The 15371-nt window shown below is 66.5% G+C and carries 14 protein-coding genes and 2 pseudogenes; 5 read left to right on the top strand and 11 right to left on the bottom strand.

Going from position 1 to position 15371, the window contains the following annotated elements; genetic code table 11:
* The first annotated feature begins 152 nt into the window (after window positions 1-152).
* Window positions 153-1384 (top strand): annotated as a pseudogene (locus OG978_RS41195) (IS701 family transposase).
* A gap of 178 nt (window positions 1385-1562) precedes the next feature.
* On the opposite strand, the gene OG978_RS41190 reads toward OG978_RS41195, so the two are convergent.
* The 7 genes and pseudogenes from OG978_RS41190 to OG978_RS41160 form a co-directional block, all read right to left on the bottom strand.
* Window positions 1563-2081: a DUF6262 family protein gene (locus OG978_RS41190; protein ID WP_326763291.1), complete on the bottom strand. Its 519-nt coding sequence runs from the start codon at window positions 2079-2081 to the stop codon at window positions 1563-1565.
* The gene (locus OG978_RS41185; protein WP_326763290.1) at window positions 2078-2686 is read right to left on the bottom strand and encodes a hypothetical protein; all 609 of its coding nucleotides are present in this window, start codon (window positions 2684-2686) and stop codon (window positions 2078-2080) included. The genes OG978_RS41190 and OG978_RS41185 overlap by 4 nt, the downstream gene beginning before the upstream one ends.
* 12 nt (window positions 2687-2698) lie before the next feature.
* Window positions 2699-3124, bottom strand: a complete 426-nt coding sequence (locus OG978_RS41180; protein ID WP_326763289.1) for a hypothetical protein — start codon at window positions 3122-3124, stop codon at window positions 2699-2701.
* A gap of 6 nt (window positions 3125-3130) precedes the next feature.
* On the bottom strand, window positions 3131-5587 hold the full coding sequence (locus tag OG978_RS41175) for a site-specific integrase (protein ID WP_326763288.1): 2457 nt from the start codon (window positions 5585-5587) through the stop codon (window positions 3131-3133).
* Window positions 5584-5925 (bottom strand): helix-turn-helix domain-containing protein, encoded by a 342-nt coding sequence (locus tag OG978_RS41170; RefSeq protein ID WP_326763287.1) that lies wholly within the window; start codon window positions 5923-5925, stop codon window positions 5584-5586. The genes OG978_RS41175 and OG978_RS41170 overlap by 4 nt, the downstream gene beginning before the upstream one ends.
* Window positions 5925-6960 (bottom strand): annotated as a pseudogene (locus OG978_RS41165) (tyrosine-type recombinase/integrase). The gene OG978_RS41170 and the pseudogene OG978_RS41165 overlap by 1 nt, the downstream one beginning before the upstream one ends.
* 151 nt (window positions 6961-7111) lie before the next feature.
* Window positions 7112-7630 carry a tyrosine-type recombinase/integrase gene (locus tag OG978_RS41160; protein ID WP_326763285.1) on the bottom strand — a complete coding sequence of 173 codons (519 nt, stop codon included), beginning with the start codon at window positions 7628-7630 and terminating at the stop codon, window positions 7112-7114.
* A gap of 115 nt (window positions 7631-7745) precedes the next feature.
* On the opposite strand from OG978_RS41160, the gene OG978_RS41155 reads away from it, so the two are divergent.
* Complete coding sequence (locus tag OG978_RS41155) at window positions 7746-8609, top strand: hypothetical protein (RefSeq protein ID WP_326763284.1); 864 nt, start codon at window positions 7746-7748, stop codon at window positions 8607-8609.
* 13 nt (window positions 8610-8622) lie between these two features.
* Here OG978_RS41155 and OG978_RS41150 read toward each other — a convergent pair whose 3' ends face one another.
* Window positions 8623-9627: an IS3 family transposase gene (locus tag OG978_RS41150; RefSeq protein WP_326763270.1), complete on the bottom strand. Its 1005-nt coding sequence runs from the start codon at window positions 9625-9627 to the stop codon at window positions 8623-8625.
* 20 nt (window positions 9628-9647) lie between these two features.
* Window positions 9648-10031 carry a hypothetical protein gene (locus OG978_RS41145; protein WP_266726502.1) on the bottom strand — a complete coding sequence of 128 codons (384 nt, stop codon included), beginning with the start codon at window positions 10029-10031 and terminating at the stop codon, window positions 9648-9650.
* Window positions 10032-11281: 1250 nt separating this feature from the next.
* Here OG978_RS41145 and OG978_RS41140 point away from each other — a divergent pair.
* Both OG978_RS41140 and OG978_RS41135 read left to right on the top strand, forming a co-directional pair.
* On the top strand, window positions 11282-11524 hold the full coding sequence (locus tag OG978_RS41140) for a hypothetical protein (RefSeq protein ID WP_326763283.1): 243 nt from the start codon (window positions 11282-11284) through the stop codon (window positions 11522-11524).
* A 266-nt stretch (window positions 11525-11790) separates the two neighbouring features.
* Complete coding sequence (locus OG978_RS41135) at window positions 11791-12840, top strand: IS110 family transposase (protein ID WP_326763282.1); 1050 nt, start codon at window positions 11791-11793, stop codon at window positions 12838-12840.
* A gap of 131 nt (window positions 12841-12971) precedes the next feature.
* Here OG978_RS41135 and OG978_RS41130 read toward each other — a convergent pair whose 3' ends face one another.
* Window positions 12972-13997 carry a serine hydrolase domain-containing protein gene (locus OG978_RS41130; RefSeq protein WP_326769879.1) on the bottom strand — a complete coding sequence of 342 codons (1026 nt, stop codon included), beginning with the start codon at window positions 13995-13997 and terminating at the stop codon, window positions 12972-12974.
* Window positions 13998-14084: 87 nt separating this feature from the next.
* Window positions 14085-14216, bottom strand: a complete 132-nt coding sequence (locus tag OG978_RS41125; RefSeq protein WP_326763281.1) for a hypothetical protein — start codon at window positions 14214-14216, stop codon at window positions 14085-14087.
* 171 nt (window positions 14217-14387) lie between these two features.
* Between OG978_RS41125 and OG978_RS41120 the strand changes: the two genes are divergently transcribed.
* Entirely contained in the window at window positions 14388-15107 is a 720-nt protein-coding gene (locus tag OG978_RS41120) for an IS6 family transposase (RefSeq protein WP_442817630.1), read from the top strand.
* The last annotated feature ends 264 nt before the right edge of the window (window positions 15108-15371 follow it).

Below are 15371 nucleotides of genomic sequence, written 5' to 3'. Positions count from 1 at the left end.
AGGACGGCGGGCGGGCGCTGCGCGACCCCGACGCGCTGTGGAGACGGGTGCGGCCACCCGTTGATCATCGGTGTGTGAAGACAAACGATCACGCGGTGGCCGCAGGTCACAGCGTAGACCCTGCCCGCTGGCAGGAGGCGTTCGAGGGCCTGATGAGCCGGATAGCGGGACGGTTCACACGGGTCGAACCTCGGTTCCGGGTCCGGAAGTTGGTGCTCGGACTGCTGTCGGACCTGCCGCGCAAGAACTGCTGGACCATCGCCGAATGGGCCGGGGAGAGGACCCCGGACGGCATGCAGCATCTGCTGGGGCGGGCCAAGTGGGACGCCGACCGGGTCCGCGACGATGTGTGTGACTACGTGGTGGACCACCTGCACGACGACCAGGCGGTACTGGTGGTCGACGAGACCGGGGACGTGAAGAAGGGCACCGGCACGGTCGGCGTTCAGCGCCAGTACACCGGCACCGCGGGCAGGATCGAAAATGCCAGGTCGCCGTCTACCTGGTCTACGCCGGCCGGCGCGGGCACGCGGCAGTGGACCGGGAACTGTACGTCCCGCGTTCATGGACCTCCGACCCTGACCGCTGCCGGGATGCCGGACTCGACCAGGACACCGCCTTCGCCACCAAGCCGGAACTGGCCACTCGTATGGTTGCCCGGTTCCTGGACGCCGGCCACCAGGCCGCATGGGTCGCCGGCGACGAGGTCTACGGCGGCAACCCCAGGCTGCGAACCGCACTGGAGGAACGCGGCACCGGCTACGTCCTCGCGGTGGCCTGCTCGCACGAAGTCACCACCGGCGCCGGGAAGTTCCGCGCGGACACCCTGGCCAAGAAGGTGCCCAAGCGGGCCTGGCAGAAGCTCTCCACAGGGGCCGGGGCCAAGGGCCACCGTTTCTACGACTGGGCAGTCATCGACCTCGCCGACCCCCGACCCGGGAGTCGTCAGCTGCTGATCCGCCGTAACCGCAGCACCGGCGAACTCGCCTACTACCGCTGCTACTCGCGCGCACCCGTGCCGCTGACCGTGCTGGTCAGAGTCGCTGGATCAAGATGGCGGGTGGAGGAGTTCTTCCAGTCGGGCAAGGGCCTGGCCGCGCTCGACGAGCACCAGGTCCGCCGCTATGCCTCCTGGTCCCGCTGGGTCACCCTCGCCATGCTCGCGCACGCCTTCCTCGCCGTCGTACGCGCAGACGAGCACACCCGCCCCGCACCCGATGCCCTCATTCCGCTCACCTGCAACGAGATCCAGCGCCTGTTCATCACACTCGTTGTCCGACCCGTCCACGATGCCGCCCACCGGCTCGGTTGGTCCGACTGGCGGCGCCGCCACCAGGCCCGATCCCAGGCCAGCCACTACCGTCGACAAGCCACTCAGGCATGAAGATCACGATCTACGGCTGGAGTATTAGCCATATGCCCCCGACCTGGAGATGGAGGCGCCGGCTGCGGCATCGGAGGCTACCGATCGGGTAACGTGCCCCGGTTCTCGACAGACGCAGGACGCCGAGAACCGGGGCGGATGGTCTGACTGGCTCAGTTCAGACAGTGGCCGGTCGTGATCAAGGCCGGTAATTTAGGGATCGGGTCAACTCCCGGTTGGCCGCCCGCGAGGCATCCAACTCTTCTGTTCGTTCTTCAAGTTCGCCCTGCTTGGTGGCGAGCTCTTGTTCGAGGAGGGCGATGCGGTGTTGGAGCCGGTCGATGTCGACCGGGGTGCCGAGGCCGGATTCGGCCCAGATGGCCTCTCCGAGTTGGGAGGACAACCGGCTCTCTAGATGTCGGACTCGTGCCGCAAGGCGCTTGTTACGGTCGAGCGCGTTTGTGAGGTCAGCCTGGAGCGAAGCCCGGCTGACCGCGGCGATTCGCCCCTCATTGACAGGGGTGTTGGCGGCGGCATGGACGCGTTCGAGTAGGTCGCGGTGGCGATAGAGGAAGGTGCGATCGACTCGGGCGGCTCTGGCGAGACCGGAAACGGTGATGTCTCCGCCGTTCTTGGCGGCGGTGTCGATGGCTTTGAGGACGCGTTCGCGGCGGCGGGCCGAGTCTGCGCGTTTTCCATCGATCATGGGATTGGTCATCCTGCGGGCCTTTCGGGACGGAGGCCCTCGGGTGGTCCAACGCGGGGCAGGCCGAGTGAGACGACGCGACGGGTGCGGCGGACCACAGTGACGGCTTCCTTGATCTGAATCTGGTCCTCCTCGGTGAGGTCGCCCAGGTCCTCCCGAACGCGTTTGATCAGGCGGCGGACCCGCGTGATCTCCTCGTCGGAAGGCATGGCCTCGTCCTTTGCCCAGGAATCGGCTGCGAATGCGGCGAGGCGTTCGCGGCCGCGGAGGAGATCGGCGAGGTATGCCTCCAGGTCGGGAAGGTAGGAGACGTCGGTGCGGTAGTGGTCGCAGCCGACGCAGCGGAATCGGACGGGGCAGTCGTGGCCACCGGCCTGGACGTTGGTGGGTTCGGTGCAGAGCCCATAAGGGACCTGGACCTCCCCGATGGCCCGGCGGGCATGCTCGGAGTCGAGCAGGGCCTGTGCCTTGCGCCAGACACGGTTGCCGTTCCGGTCGAACTGCATTGAGGTGACCCGTTCCACCGCCTCACGCTTGCGCTTCTCGCCGACTAATGGTGACGTCGGGTATTGGAACTGTCCGAATGCCTTGGGCGTGATCGCACCCGATGACACCATTGGCCATGTAGGTCACTCATCACAGTCCAACGTGAACTCGCCGGTAGCGCTGTCGCGAGTGGCGTGGCAGCGGCGGGGTGCCAGAGAGAACTCCGCTTCGGCCCACCTGGCGATCGCCGGCGCGAGGGCCACCTCTGCGTAATCGACCTCGAAGATCTCCAGTGCTCGGACTGCGATCAGTATGTAAGGGCTGCTTTCGACGAGTTCGATGTCGCCAGAGACCTTGCCCAGGCCGACTCGCAGCGTGGCGACTTCACTCTCGGTGAGTGTCAGCCGACTGCCGTAGTAGGCGTTGTTGACCTCGGAAGCGTCTAGCCAGACCCGGTCGCTGACGGGGGCGCCGGCAGTTGGCGGGACCGTCAGCCGGATGGCTTCGGCTGCGATCCCGAGAAACAGTCCGAAGCCACTCTTCTGCACTTTGTAGCGATAGGTTCGCATTGGATCTCATTCGTGTCGTGAGTCGCGGCACCGGTCGCCGGACGCGATTTCGTGGTCGTGGCGACTTGTTCTGTGGCTGATCTCGGCTGCGTAGGTGGCCCAGTCGCCCGCGGAGAGACGTTGCCAGGCGACAGCGACATCGGTGTGGATGCCGAGCGTGCGGGCGAGGATCCCGGCCGGGATCTCGGTGGCGAGCTGGAAGAGCGCGGTGCTGCGGGCCTGATTGGGCCGGATCCCGAGCTGGTTCAGCCGCTGGGTCAGCTGTGTGGTGCTGATCGGCCGTCCGGGCTGGCCGCCAGGGAAGAGCCATGGAGACGGAGTCAAGGCCCCGATGGTGGCGTGACCCTTGCGGTTCGCGGCAACCAGGCGGGCCAGTGCGGCGACGGGCTCGGGCAACCGGACGGGGGCATCGCCAAGGTGGAGACGTACTTCCTGGGCGCTGGCCTCGACGTCCTCGGTGGTCAACCGGCTGATCGCTGACGGTCCTTGGGCGTAAAGGAGGAGAAGGAGTCCTGCGAGGCGGTCTTCTGGTTTGAGGGTGTCGTCGTGCAGGAGTCGGCGTGCGACGTTCCATCGATGCTCGTCATCGAGTGGCTGGGTGGGGCCGTGCCAGCGGACGGCGGGGACGTGGACGGTGGTGAGCTTGTTGGTGCGAGCCCAGCGGATGAAGTGTCCGGCCGTGTGGCGGTAGGTGGCGGAGTCGTCGGTGAGCCACTGGTCGAGGTCGGCCTGCTGGCAGGTCTCCAAGGCGAGGTCGTGAGCTTTCAGCCAGGTCAGGAAGGCGACGGCCGCGTGGGTTCGTTGACGCGCGGACATGAACTGCTGCGGGGTCAGGGGTCGGCTGTTGCTGCGTCGACGTAGTCGCCGGACCAGGTGCCATATCGCGTACCGGTGCAGGACTTTGCGCTGTTCGGGGTCTTGCTGTGATGCAAGAAGGCCGGTGAGGAAGCGTTCGAGGCGGACCATGTACTCGTCCCGCTCGGACAGTGCACCGACGCCGACGAGGACTTGGCGGAGGTGAGCGAGAGGTGGGCTGTCGGGCAGCTCGTCGAGGGCCTCGTGAGTCAGGGCTCGTCTGCTGGCCGCGAGGTCGGCCAGAACCGGAGACACGGACGGCTTGTTCAGCCACCGCTTGGCGGTGATGGGGTGCTCGGCGGTGGCGATGTTGTTCCGCAGGACTTCGAGAGCGGGGTGGAGGGCATCGGATGGAGGGCCCAGGAGCTCGTTGAGGCGCCGGTTGATGAGACAGCGAGCGCACTGGCCGGGGTGCGGGTAGTCGGGATCGCTGCAGGTGGGACAGGTGTGCCAGACCTCAAGCGCGGTGCAGTCCGTGCAAAGGGGCTGGTCGAGAGTGCCGGAGACGACCGCCGCGACGCCGCCGCAGGCCGAGCACGGCGCTGAGCGATGCTGGCAGTCCAGGCACCATGGCCGACCCGTGGTGCGGGAGGTGCCGCAGGGCTTTTCCGCGTCGCAGATGCTGCAAGTCGCGGTGGGCAAAGAGGGGCAGCTCGCGCAGAGCGGACCGTCCGGTGTGCGGGTGTTCACGACCTTTCGCCGGCCGCAGTTGATGCAGGTCTCCAGGTTCGCCGGGGCACTGACCAGGCAGTTCGGACACACTGGCCGGCCTTGGTCGTCGCGGGTGGCGGGCTCTCGGCGGGCTCCGCATCCCGAGCACTCCTCGATGCGGGAGTGGGAGATGCACATGCGGCAGACCCGCTTTCCGTCCAGAGGCTTGTCGATGCGTACGACTCTGTGGCAGCCGGGGCAGGAGGGCCGGACGATCCCGGCGATGCCGGCCTCGTGCAGCAGGTCGATCAGTTTGAGGACCGCGCGGTGGGGTGCAAGGTGGCCTTCCCCGGTCAACAGAGCGGGGTTGGATTCCAGGGTCCAGGCGAGTTTCTGCTGGTAGGAGGGACGAGGCGCCGATCGGCGGACCGCGTCGGCGATCGTCTCTCGTCCGGCCTGCGGGTCCAGCGCGGCGATCAGGGCGCCGATCACTGCGATGGGGTCACGTCCGTCGGTGTCCGGGCACTTGCCGCATCGTGGCCGCCCGGCCCGGTCGCGTGAAGCGACCCGGCGGGCGTTTCCGCAGGCAGCACATGGCTCGGGCTGCGGCCCGCAGTTCCAGCAGTACCAGTCCTGACCGCGGCGCTGGAGAGTTCGCATCTGCCTGCCGCACTCGGCGCAACACGGCGGCGAGACCCTCTGGGCCCCGGCCTCACGCAGGGCGATGAGCAGGTCGCCGACGGCCCTGGGCGCCGGCGAGCGACCGTCGTTCAGCACGCGAGGATGCTCAGAGAGATGTGCCGCGAGGCGGCGTGACTTCGAGCGGCCGCCCGCGACGCTGGCGACCACGGCACGGATCCGGTCAGGCTCCAGCTGATGTTCGACGGCCGCGACCAGGTCCACGATGAGCCCGATCGGGTCGCAGACGGCCCGATCGGGGAGCCCGGGTGTGGTCACGGCCGCTCGAGACCGCGGATGCGGGCTCGCTTGGGTCGCAGGTCACCGACACCTGTCTCGGCACCAACGGCCTTCCTTGTCCGGGTAGTTGGTCCGGAACCTGCTGCGGCGACGGGCTCGATGAGGTCGTCCATGGTGCAGTTAAGGATGTCGAGCAGGGCCATGAGGATCTTCAGGCTGAGCCGCTCGGGGCGCTCGACGACGAGCCGGTAGACCTGGCTGGACGACAGGGTGATGCCCCGTTTGTCCAGTAGCGGGATGAGGTCGGTGGTGGAGAAGAGCCCACGGTCGGCCATGACCTTGCGCAGGTGCCAGTGGTAGTCGAGCTTCGCGGCCATCAGCGGTCCTTGTCTGCGGGGATCGGGGCGAGCGCGGGAGCAAGTGCCTTGTGGAGCATCGTGTTCATGAAGTCGTCGCTGACGTGGGTGTAGATGGCGGTAGAGCTGTCATTCTCGTGACCGACTTGCTGCTGCAGAAACCGCCGGTCAACCCCGTCCTCCGTGAGGTGGGTGACGTAAGAATGGCGAGCGGAGTGGACCGTCAGCGCCTTCGGGAGCTTCAGTGCGTCGCGGTAGGCGACGAACCGGGCATTGATCTCCGCCGGCTTGACCCGGCCGCCCCTCTCGGTCACCCACAACGCGGGGTGGTCCTCGCAGCCGAACCGCGGCCGTACGTTCTCCACGTAGTCGGCGACCGCATCCACCGCCCAGTCCATCACCGACAACACGTTCCGACGACGCGGTGGCTGACCCTTCTTCGCTTTGCCGTAGCGGACGTTGAGTGTGCCGTACCGGCCGAACTGCGGAGCCTTCGCGTTCCGCCCGAAGTCCACCACATCCAGCTTCGATGTCTCGGTCCGGCGCAGACCCCACCCGTAGATGACCTTGAAGAGGGTGGCGTCGCGGTAGGCGGCGAGGGCTCCCTTGCGCTTGGCCCGGACCGCCCGTTCGACCTGGTCGTCGGCGTAGTCGAGGAAGCGCTGGATCTCCTCGCGGGTGAACGGCCTCGCCTCGGGGCGCCCCTCGTAGTCATTGAGGTGGGCGATGGTGTTCCACCCGGTGGCAGATGGCCACCGGGTGAGTGCCGAAGGCGTCCTCGCAGGCCACCGACCAGCCGTAACGACCGTCGATCAAGAACTCGCTGAACAGGCGCAGACTGCCCTGATAGCTGCGGATCGTGGACGGCGCGAGGTGCTTCTCGCTGGTCAGCCACAGTGACCACTCGTCCACATGGCCAGGAGCCCAGGCCCACGGATATTCGTTGGTGTACTCCAGGAACCGGCGTACGAGTCGTTCCCGGGCGGTGACCGTGTCCTCGCGGAGCCCACGAGCGGCCTGTTGGGCCCTCCAGCCCCGCACCATCGCCTCGACCATCGCGTCCTGTGGACGCAGCTGGGCCACCCCGGAGACCAGCTCCAGTTGAGCCGCCCCCGCCAGGTCGGCACGTCGCTGTAGACCCACTTTCACCCTCCCCTTCAGAGGGCAAATCCTGCATCAGACGGGATCTGATCGCCAAACTCCCAGCTCAGGACGCCAAGTTGCAGGAGGATGGAGTCCTTGTCAGGCCCCGCCCTGACCTCGCGACCTGCGGTTTCTCGCCCGTCTGATGCAATTCCTGAGAGTTCCGGTAGTACTGCTGGGTGGTCGTCAGTTGACGATGGTCCATGAGTGACTGCAGAGCATCGGGAGCGACGCCGGCGTCAGCGTGCCGCTGAGCGTAGGTGTGTCGGTAGGCGTAGGGAAAAATCTTAGCCTTGTCGAACGGCAGCATCTGGGTGACCTGGCGGTCCTTGACTGTGACCACGGTGGGGACCAGGAACTCGGGCAGTGAATCCACCCAGGTTCGACGGCGCCCGACCGCGCCGCGGACGAGGACGTAGAGAGTCACACAGAAGGCACCGATGTTGCAGGCGACGAGCATGGTGATGAACAGCCAGTAGGTGAAGCCGTGGCCGTCGGACGAGGCGATGAGGGATCCGTAGGTGAGGCTGATGAAGATGCCGGTGCCGGTGAGCCCGACAGCAGGTCCCGGCTCGTCGGCCACTACATGACCGGCACCTTCGACGACTGGAACGCCGTGTCTGTGGTTCGAGGGCAGGGCTCTGGATGCTGCCGAAAATAGGTGACTTGCCCTGTCTGCGATATGCGAGCATGCGGCCATGAACAAGCAGTGTGAGCCGGAGCCGGAGCCGGAGGACGAGACGCTCGGAGGAATAGACCTTTCCCGGATTGTCCTGCCGGACCTGTCTGGCTTCTACAAGTCGATCCTCAATCCGTACCGTGAGCAGCAGAGTCATCTGTCAAGGCTCGTTGCCGGGCTTGCCGTCCCACGTGTGGCCATCCCAACCTCGGAACTCACCGCCGCGGTAGAGGCCATGCGTTTCGACATGGTTGACCTGACTGGTTTCAACGACGCGATCACACGGGCCCTCGCACCGCTTACAGCTGCGACCTTCCAGACCGCGCGTTGGCACCAGGTCTTCTCCTCGCTGGCCGAAGCAGCCCGGAGTATCTACCCGGAGAACCTGCGAGAGCTGGCGCCCAGGCTCGACGAGATGGAGACGCTCCTTGTCGATGAGGGGATCCCGCTCATGTGGGTTCCCGGACCAAGCACGGTTCAGGTTCTCCTGGAGGCTCCCGACGCCGCTGCCCGCAGACGGCTCATCGGGCAGCGCTGGAATGGCATCGTCAACAGCTGCGAGGATGCCCTGGAAGAGGTTAGGCACCCCGACCTTCAGGATGTCCGTAGCTTCGCCCTGGACGTCGTGGACGCGTTGCGGGACGGCCACACCAGCGCGGCCCAGGCCCTGGCGACCAACCTGCTTGACTCCATCCTCCAGCGCCACCTCAGCCAGGCACTGAGAGTCGAGCTCACGAGGAACGACTTCAAGAAGAATGGTGCCAAGTTCAAGCTGGACGCCTACAAGTTCAGGACGGCCTGCACGTTCGCCCCTGTCTGGTACGCGCACGCCAAGTACTTCCCGGCGAACGGAGGCACGATCGGAAGATTTCAAGTCCAGTGAGACGGTCGTGACGCTATGAGGTTTGTGGTGCGGGTTCCCTGCGTTTGGCCGGGTCGTTGATCCAGGCCGTCTGGGGTATCTCGGGTGGTCTGGGGCGGCGGCCGAAGCGTTCGGGGTGGCGGGCGTATGCCTCGGCGAGGGTGACCGCGCGCTGGTCGCGGACTTCCTCGGCGGTCCCGAAGTGGACGGAGGCTGGTGTGTGCCAGCCGATACCCGAGTGCCGGTGCTCATGGTTGTAATACGCGATGAACGCGTCGAACCACTCGCGGGCGTGGGCCAGCGAATCGAACCGTTCAGGATAATCCGACATGTACTTCGTGGTCTTGAACTGGGCCTCGCTGTAAGGGTTGTCGTTGGAGACCTTCGGCCTCGAGTGCGACCGCGTCACGCCCAGATCGATCAGTAGTTGGGAGACCTTCTTCGACGTCATCGAGGTGCCGCGGTCCGCGTGCACGGTCTGGGGCACGATGCCGTTGCGGGCGATGGTCTCGCGGATCAGCTCCTCGGCCCGCACAGCTGATTCGGCTCGCTCGACGGTGTGGCCGACGATATACCGGCTGAAGATGTCGATGATCACGTAGGCGTGATACCAGACGCCCTTGGCCGGCCCGGCCGCCTTGGTGATGTCCCAGGTGAACACCTGCGAGGGCCCGGTGGCGACCAGCTCGGGCACCGCCTTGGCGGGATGGGTGGCCTGCCGTCGGCGCTCACCGGACTGATCCTGCTCGCGCAGGATCCGGTACATCGTCGAGACGGAGCAGTGATAGCGCCCGGCATCCAGCTCGCGGGCCCAGATCTGCGCGGGCGCCAGCTCGGCGTACTCGTCGCCGTTCATCAACTCGAGTACCGCAGAACGCTCTTCGGCCGTCAGGGCCGACGGCTGCATCTGTGGGGCACGTGTTCTGCGTGGTGGTGGGGGCCGGAGCCGACGGTAATGCGTGGCGCGGGAGCGGCCGGTCAGCCGACAGGCGGCCGTGATGCCCAGCTGAACCTCGACGCTGGTGAACGCCTCGTCCACGACAGGGTCGGCGGCAGGCTTCAGTCCGCGCTCTCGGAGATCATTTCCAAGAGCGCGGAAGCTTTTCCCATCACCTCGAGTGCGGCCTTGTTCCGTGCCAGGTCCCTCTGCAACCGCTCCACCTGCTGCCGCAGCTTTTCGTTCTCCACCTCCGCGGCGGACTTCTTCGCACGGGCCGGGCTGGTCCGGCGGTCGACCAGGTTTTCCAGGGCCCCGGCATCCCGGGCGGCCCGCCACTCCTTGACATGCGAGTGGTAGAGCCGTTCCCTGCGCAGGACCGCACCCTTCTCGTTCCTGGGCGCGGCGTCGTACTCGGCGACGATTCGCAGCTTGTACTCCGAGGTGAAAGTGCGGCGCTTCGGCCTCGGCGCCGGCTCGGACCCGACGGGCTCTGTACTGGGCATAAGGGACGGTTCTCCTGTCGTGCCCTCTCAGGCTAACCCCGCAGAACGGGATGTCTCACCCAAGGCTGACAGAGAGGGATCCCCCGCACGTTCGGTAGACACCCCAGTGCCCACGGAGTCTCCAAGGCCCAGTACTCGCGTATCAACACCGTGTACGCCTTGATGCTCGTCACCTCAGTGACCAAGCTCTTCGACACCGAGCTGCCTCACTGAGGCGGAAGCGCCGGCAGTGGGATGGCTGACATGGGCCGGTCTTTGCTGGGGCAGGGGAAAAGGGGACTTCGGGCAAGACCGGTCGTACGGGGCCGGCACACGGCACGGGCCCGGTCCTTCGACGGAGCGGAAGGCCGGGCCCGAAGTCTCACGGAGGCGGGGGATCAGTCAGAGCCCTTTCGACGTGACCCAGGGCCAGAAAGGGCACGAACGGCGTGGCGCCCCCTTGGAATTGAGATCTGCCGGATGCCGAAGGGGAACTCGAAGAAGTTCCTCTGGGAGCTGAGGATCCAGTACGGCGACGTCCGCGTCGCCGTACGGGGCGGCCCGCAGCGCCGGAAGGATGTCGAGCACCTTCTCGCCGGAGGCGAGCAGCCGGGCCTCCTCGTGCGAGGGGCCCCGGGGCGGGGGGCGTCGTCCGGGTCCTCTGTGTCCCACGGGTACGCCTCGGTCTGCAGCACCGCACCGACGGGAGGCCGGTCCCGGTTGGCCTGGCCGCTGACGCTGCCCCAGTTGAGGCTCGCGTTGACGCAGAGGTTCCCCGCGAGGAGCGCCCACGGGGTCCGGACCACACGCTCTCGCGCCAGCTCGACCGCGAGCCGGCCGAACGCCTCCGACCGCACGAGAGTTGGTGCCGGGGGCGGGATGAAGGCGTCGGTCCAGATTCCCATGCCCCTTCTTATAGCAACGGGCCACGGCCCGGCGCGCCGCGGCATCACGTGAGGCTGAAGGAGAGGGTGTCCTGCGTGTACCCGTCGGCTCTGTGCTTTGCATACGACCACTGCTCATGCTCGAATTCGAGTTTCTCCGTGAGCTCCTTCCGGTTGCGCGGCCAGCAGCATGCGTGCCACCCGACGTGCCGAGCGCTGGCCTGCGGTGGCGTATACGGGACAGCCCTAAGGCGTTGTCCAATAGTCTATGCAGGTAGGTGACGGCGGCTCAGCTCTACCAAGCGTCCGAGTGGCACGATCCGGTGTCTGTGCTGTTCGCCAGGAGCCAGAAGGCGGCCGCATGGGGTTGTGACGGAGGGGGAAGCAGTGACTGACAAGCAAGTAGGGTTATTCCTCTTAGTTAGCACCGCAACATTTCTCGTCTTGCATTCTTTGGATAAAGGTGACGGATCCCTAGCAATCTTCATCGGTCTATTGGCGGCAGTCGGTGTATGGCTCTACCCGGACAATATCGACGAGGGCCCTAAGCGCTCTATTTTTACCGTAGCTGCTGAAATCGCAGGGGTCGTCGGAGTGGTGTTAGCCGTTATCGAGTTTGCCAAGAAATAGGCAATGGGGAGGTCTGAACCGCCGACTTATATGGGGAAAGCGGGACGCGGTCGGGTTGGCCGCTCGTAGCGTGCCGTAGGACGCCAGTCCGGGTGACTCGTGAACCGTCTGCCGCTCTTCGGGGCTGGCTCTCCCGGGGTATGTCGCCGGTCCGGTGTCCGTCCGCGGTCTGACTCAGCAGAGGCGTGTCCCGGCCAGGTTGGTTCCGGAAGTCGGCGTGTCGACCGTGGCTGTCCCCGTCGTCCGACTGTGAGGAATCAGGTCCCGTGATACTGCTCGGTGTCGACCCACACAAGTCCACCCACACCGCCACCGCCGTCGAGCCGGTCTCGAACCAGCAGGTCGGGTCGATGCGGATCGAGGCCAGTCTGGCGGACTACCGGCGGCTGCTGGCCTGGGCCAAGCGGTGGCCACAGCGGAAGTGGGCTGTGGAGAACGCCAACGGCCTGGGCCGGCATCTCGCCCAGTGGCTCATCGCCCGCGGTGAGAGCGTCGTCGACGTGCCTGCCGCGGCGACCAGCCGGGTGCGCGAACTTTCCCGCGGTGGACGGCGTAAGAACGACCAGATAGACGCAGCGGCCGCAGCCACCGTTGCTTATCTGCAGGGAGAAGGGCGGGATCTCGCGCCCGAGGATCACACCACGGCGCTGGCCCTCCTGGACGAACGGCGTGTGAACCTGGCCCAGGCCCGGGTGCGCACGGTCAACCAGCTCCACGCGCTGCTGCGTGACCTGCTGCCCGGCGGCGCCCCGCCACAGCTGTCCGCGGACCTGGCCGCCAAACTGCTGCGATCCGTCCGCCCCGCCGGCGATATCGAGACCGTCCGGAAGGACATCGCCTGGGACCTGGTCGCCGAGATCCGGAAACTGGACAAGCAGCTCACGGACAACGCTGCCCGGATGCAGAGCCTGGTAGAGGCATCGAGCAGCACGCTGATGGACACCCCGGGCATCGGGCCGGTCATGGCCGCTCGGCTGATCGGCCGCACCGGACGGGCTCACCGCTTCTCCACCTCGGCGGCATTCGCGAACTATGCCGGTGCCGCCCCGGTGGAGATCGCCAGCGCGGACAAAGCCCGCCACCGGCTCTCCCGCTCCGGCGACCGCCAGCTCAACTCCGTCCTCCACACCATCGCGGTCGTGCAGATACGGATGCCGAAATCACCCGGACACGCCTACTACCAGCGCAAACTCTCCGAGGGTAAGACGCCGAAGGAAGCGAAGCGGTGCCTGAAACGCCGCCTGGCCGACCACGTGTGGCGCGTCATGATCGCCGATGAGCGAAAAGCCAAGCCGCTCCCTATCCAAGGGACTTGACAAGACACAGAGGCACCCCGGGTTCGGTAGAGATCTCAGCTTGTTGTTGGGGCTCGATCTGTCCAGTTCCACCCTTCGATGCCTGTCCGGTCTGCTGAGCGCCCGGCGTCGCGAACGCGGCACGCGGCTGCTCAGTTGCCGACCAGGGCGTCGTGGATGGCCCACCCCATGTCGCCGGCGCACCAGCTGATGTTGCCGAGGACTGCGACGTCCAGGCCCTGCTGCGGGTAGTGATAGAGGCGGGCGCTGGCCCCGTCCTCCTCGCCCGTGTGGCCCCAGCGGACGATGGTTCCTTCGTCGTCGAGGATGTGGGTGAGGCCGAAGCCGTACATCCACTGGTAGCCGCGGACCTTCTCCTCACGCTCGTCGACCTGCGGGGTCAGAGCCAGGCGCGTGGTCTCCTCGTTCAGCAGCCGCCCGTGGCGCAGTGCGTGGGCGAAGGCCGTCAGATCGGCGGCGCTACAGGTAGCCCCTCCGTCGGCGGCGGCCCCGGGGGTGGTCGCGTAGTGATTGGTCCGGTACGGGGTGGGGCTGCCGGCGGTGGTGAGGTATCCCTCGGCAATGTCCGGCCCCAGGTCGTCCAGGGCCGGGAATCCTGCCGCGCTCATTCCGGCACGGGCGAATACATCGTCGGCGATGACCTCCTCGAAGGAGCGGCCGGTCACCGATTCGATGAGCAGGCCGAGCAGGATGTAGCCGGCGCCGTTGTACAGATGACGCTCCCCGGGAGGGAAGTGGGGCTGCTTACCGGCGAACAGCGACAGGTAGTCCTTGTTGCTCCGCAGCAGGTAGAGCGGGTGGGAGGAGGTCAGGGCGGCCCATTCGGCCTCCCAGTCGTCGCTGCCCTCCTCGAACCAGTCGCCGATGCCCGCCGTCATCGTCAGGGCGTGGTGGACCGTGACACGCGGATCGAGCTGGGGCATGTGCTCTTTCACGAAGCCCACCAGCGCGTCGTCGAGGCAGACCTGCTTCCGCTCGACGAGCTGCAGGACGGCCACCGCTGTGAACATCTTGGACACCGACGCCACCCGGAATCGCGTGTCGCACGTGTTCGGTATGGACCACCGCCGTGACGCCATCCCGAACGCGCGGGTGAATACCGGCTCCCCGTGACGCGTGACCCGGACCGTGCCGGAGAACCCCCTTTCCTGCGCCACTGCGGAGACGGCCTCCTCCAGGCAAGCCGGATCGAATCCGTCAGCCCTCGTCACGATCGTCACCGCAGACCCCTCACAGAAGAAAGTTCACCAGTCATCGGTGATGATGATCGTCACCAGTCCGCCTGCGAGCAACCGCTTTACCCTGACCGCACGCGCCGCGGGGAGAGTGTCGCCCCAACCCGCCTCGGCCGCCGGTCCGTTGACCGCGACGTACATTCCGTCACCTCGCGGATCGCGTGTCGTCGGTATCCCCTCCGGCCCCGCGGTGGAGCCGCTGCCCCCCGAGCCCGCGACCGCCTTCAAGGGCCGCAGGTCGACGGACGGCACTGTCACGTTGGCTGACGGGTGGGATGATCTTCGGGTTGATCATGGTGGAGGGGGTTGTCCGTGGACAGTACGCCGCCGTCGTACAAGGGGCACCGGTACCCGGTCGAGGTGATCTCCCACTGCGTGTGGCTGTACTTCCGGTTCCCGCTCAGCTTCCGCGAGGTCGAGGAGCTGATGCTCGAGCGCGGCGTCATGGTGTCCTACGAGACGGTGCGCCGGTGGTGCCTGAAGTTCGGCCAGGCCTACGCGAACAGCCTGCGGCGCCGCCGTCCTCGGCCCGGCGATAAATGGCACCTGGACGAGGTCTTCATCAAGGTCAACGGCGAGGTGAAGTACCTGTGGCGGGCCGTCGACGTCGACGGCAACTTGCTCGACATCCTGATCCAGAACCGCCGCGACAAGGCCGCGGCCAGGCGTTTCTTCCGCAGACTCCTCAAAGAGACCGGCACGGTGCCGCGGGTGGTCGTCACCGACAAGCTCCGCTCCTACAGCGCCGCCCACCGCGAGGTGATGCCCTCGGTCGAGCACCGCTCCCACAAAGGACTGAACAACCGGGCGGAGAACTCGCACCAGCCCACCAGGCAGCGCGAGCGCGCGATGAAGGGCTTCCGCAGCGTCGGTGGCGCCCAAAGATTCCTGGCCGCGTTCAGCGGTATCTCGCCCCACTTCCGACCCGGCCGTTACCACCGCACCGCACCCGACCACCGCCTCGAGATGACCGTCCGCTTCACGATCTGGGACCAGATCACCGGCACCGCCGGCCTGCCCGCCACGGCCTGACCGACAGCCGACAGCCGCCTCGACCACGCCCTGACGCACCGCCAGACGCCTATACCCCCGACAACGTGACAACGCCCGATGCGGCCCAGGCCGCCAATCGGGAACTGACCAGCGCGCTGAAACATCGTGATTGACGGGGAGTTATATGCGGCGAGAATCAGCCATTCTGCTACATGTGTTCGGCAACCGACGAATCAGTCCTCACGGAAATCATACAGGTTGTGCCCTATCTCGGCGCTGATCCGCTCTCGCGAGCGCTTACGG

This window comes from Streptomyces sp. NBC_01591 (assembly GCF_035918155.1).
Classification (GTDB): Bacteria; Actinomycetota; Actinomycetes; order Streptomycetales; family Streptomycetaceae; genus Streptomyces.
Note: the sequence above shows the minus strand (reverse complement) of the source record. Positions and strands in the feature narration are given on the sequence as shown.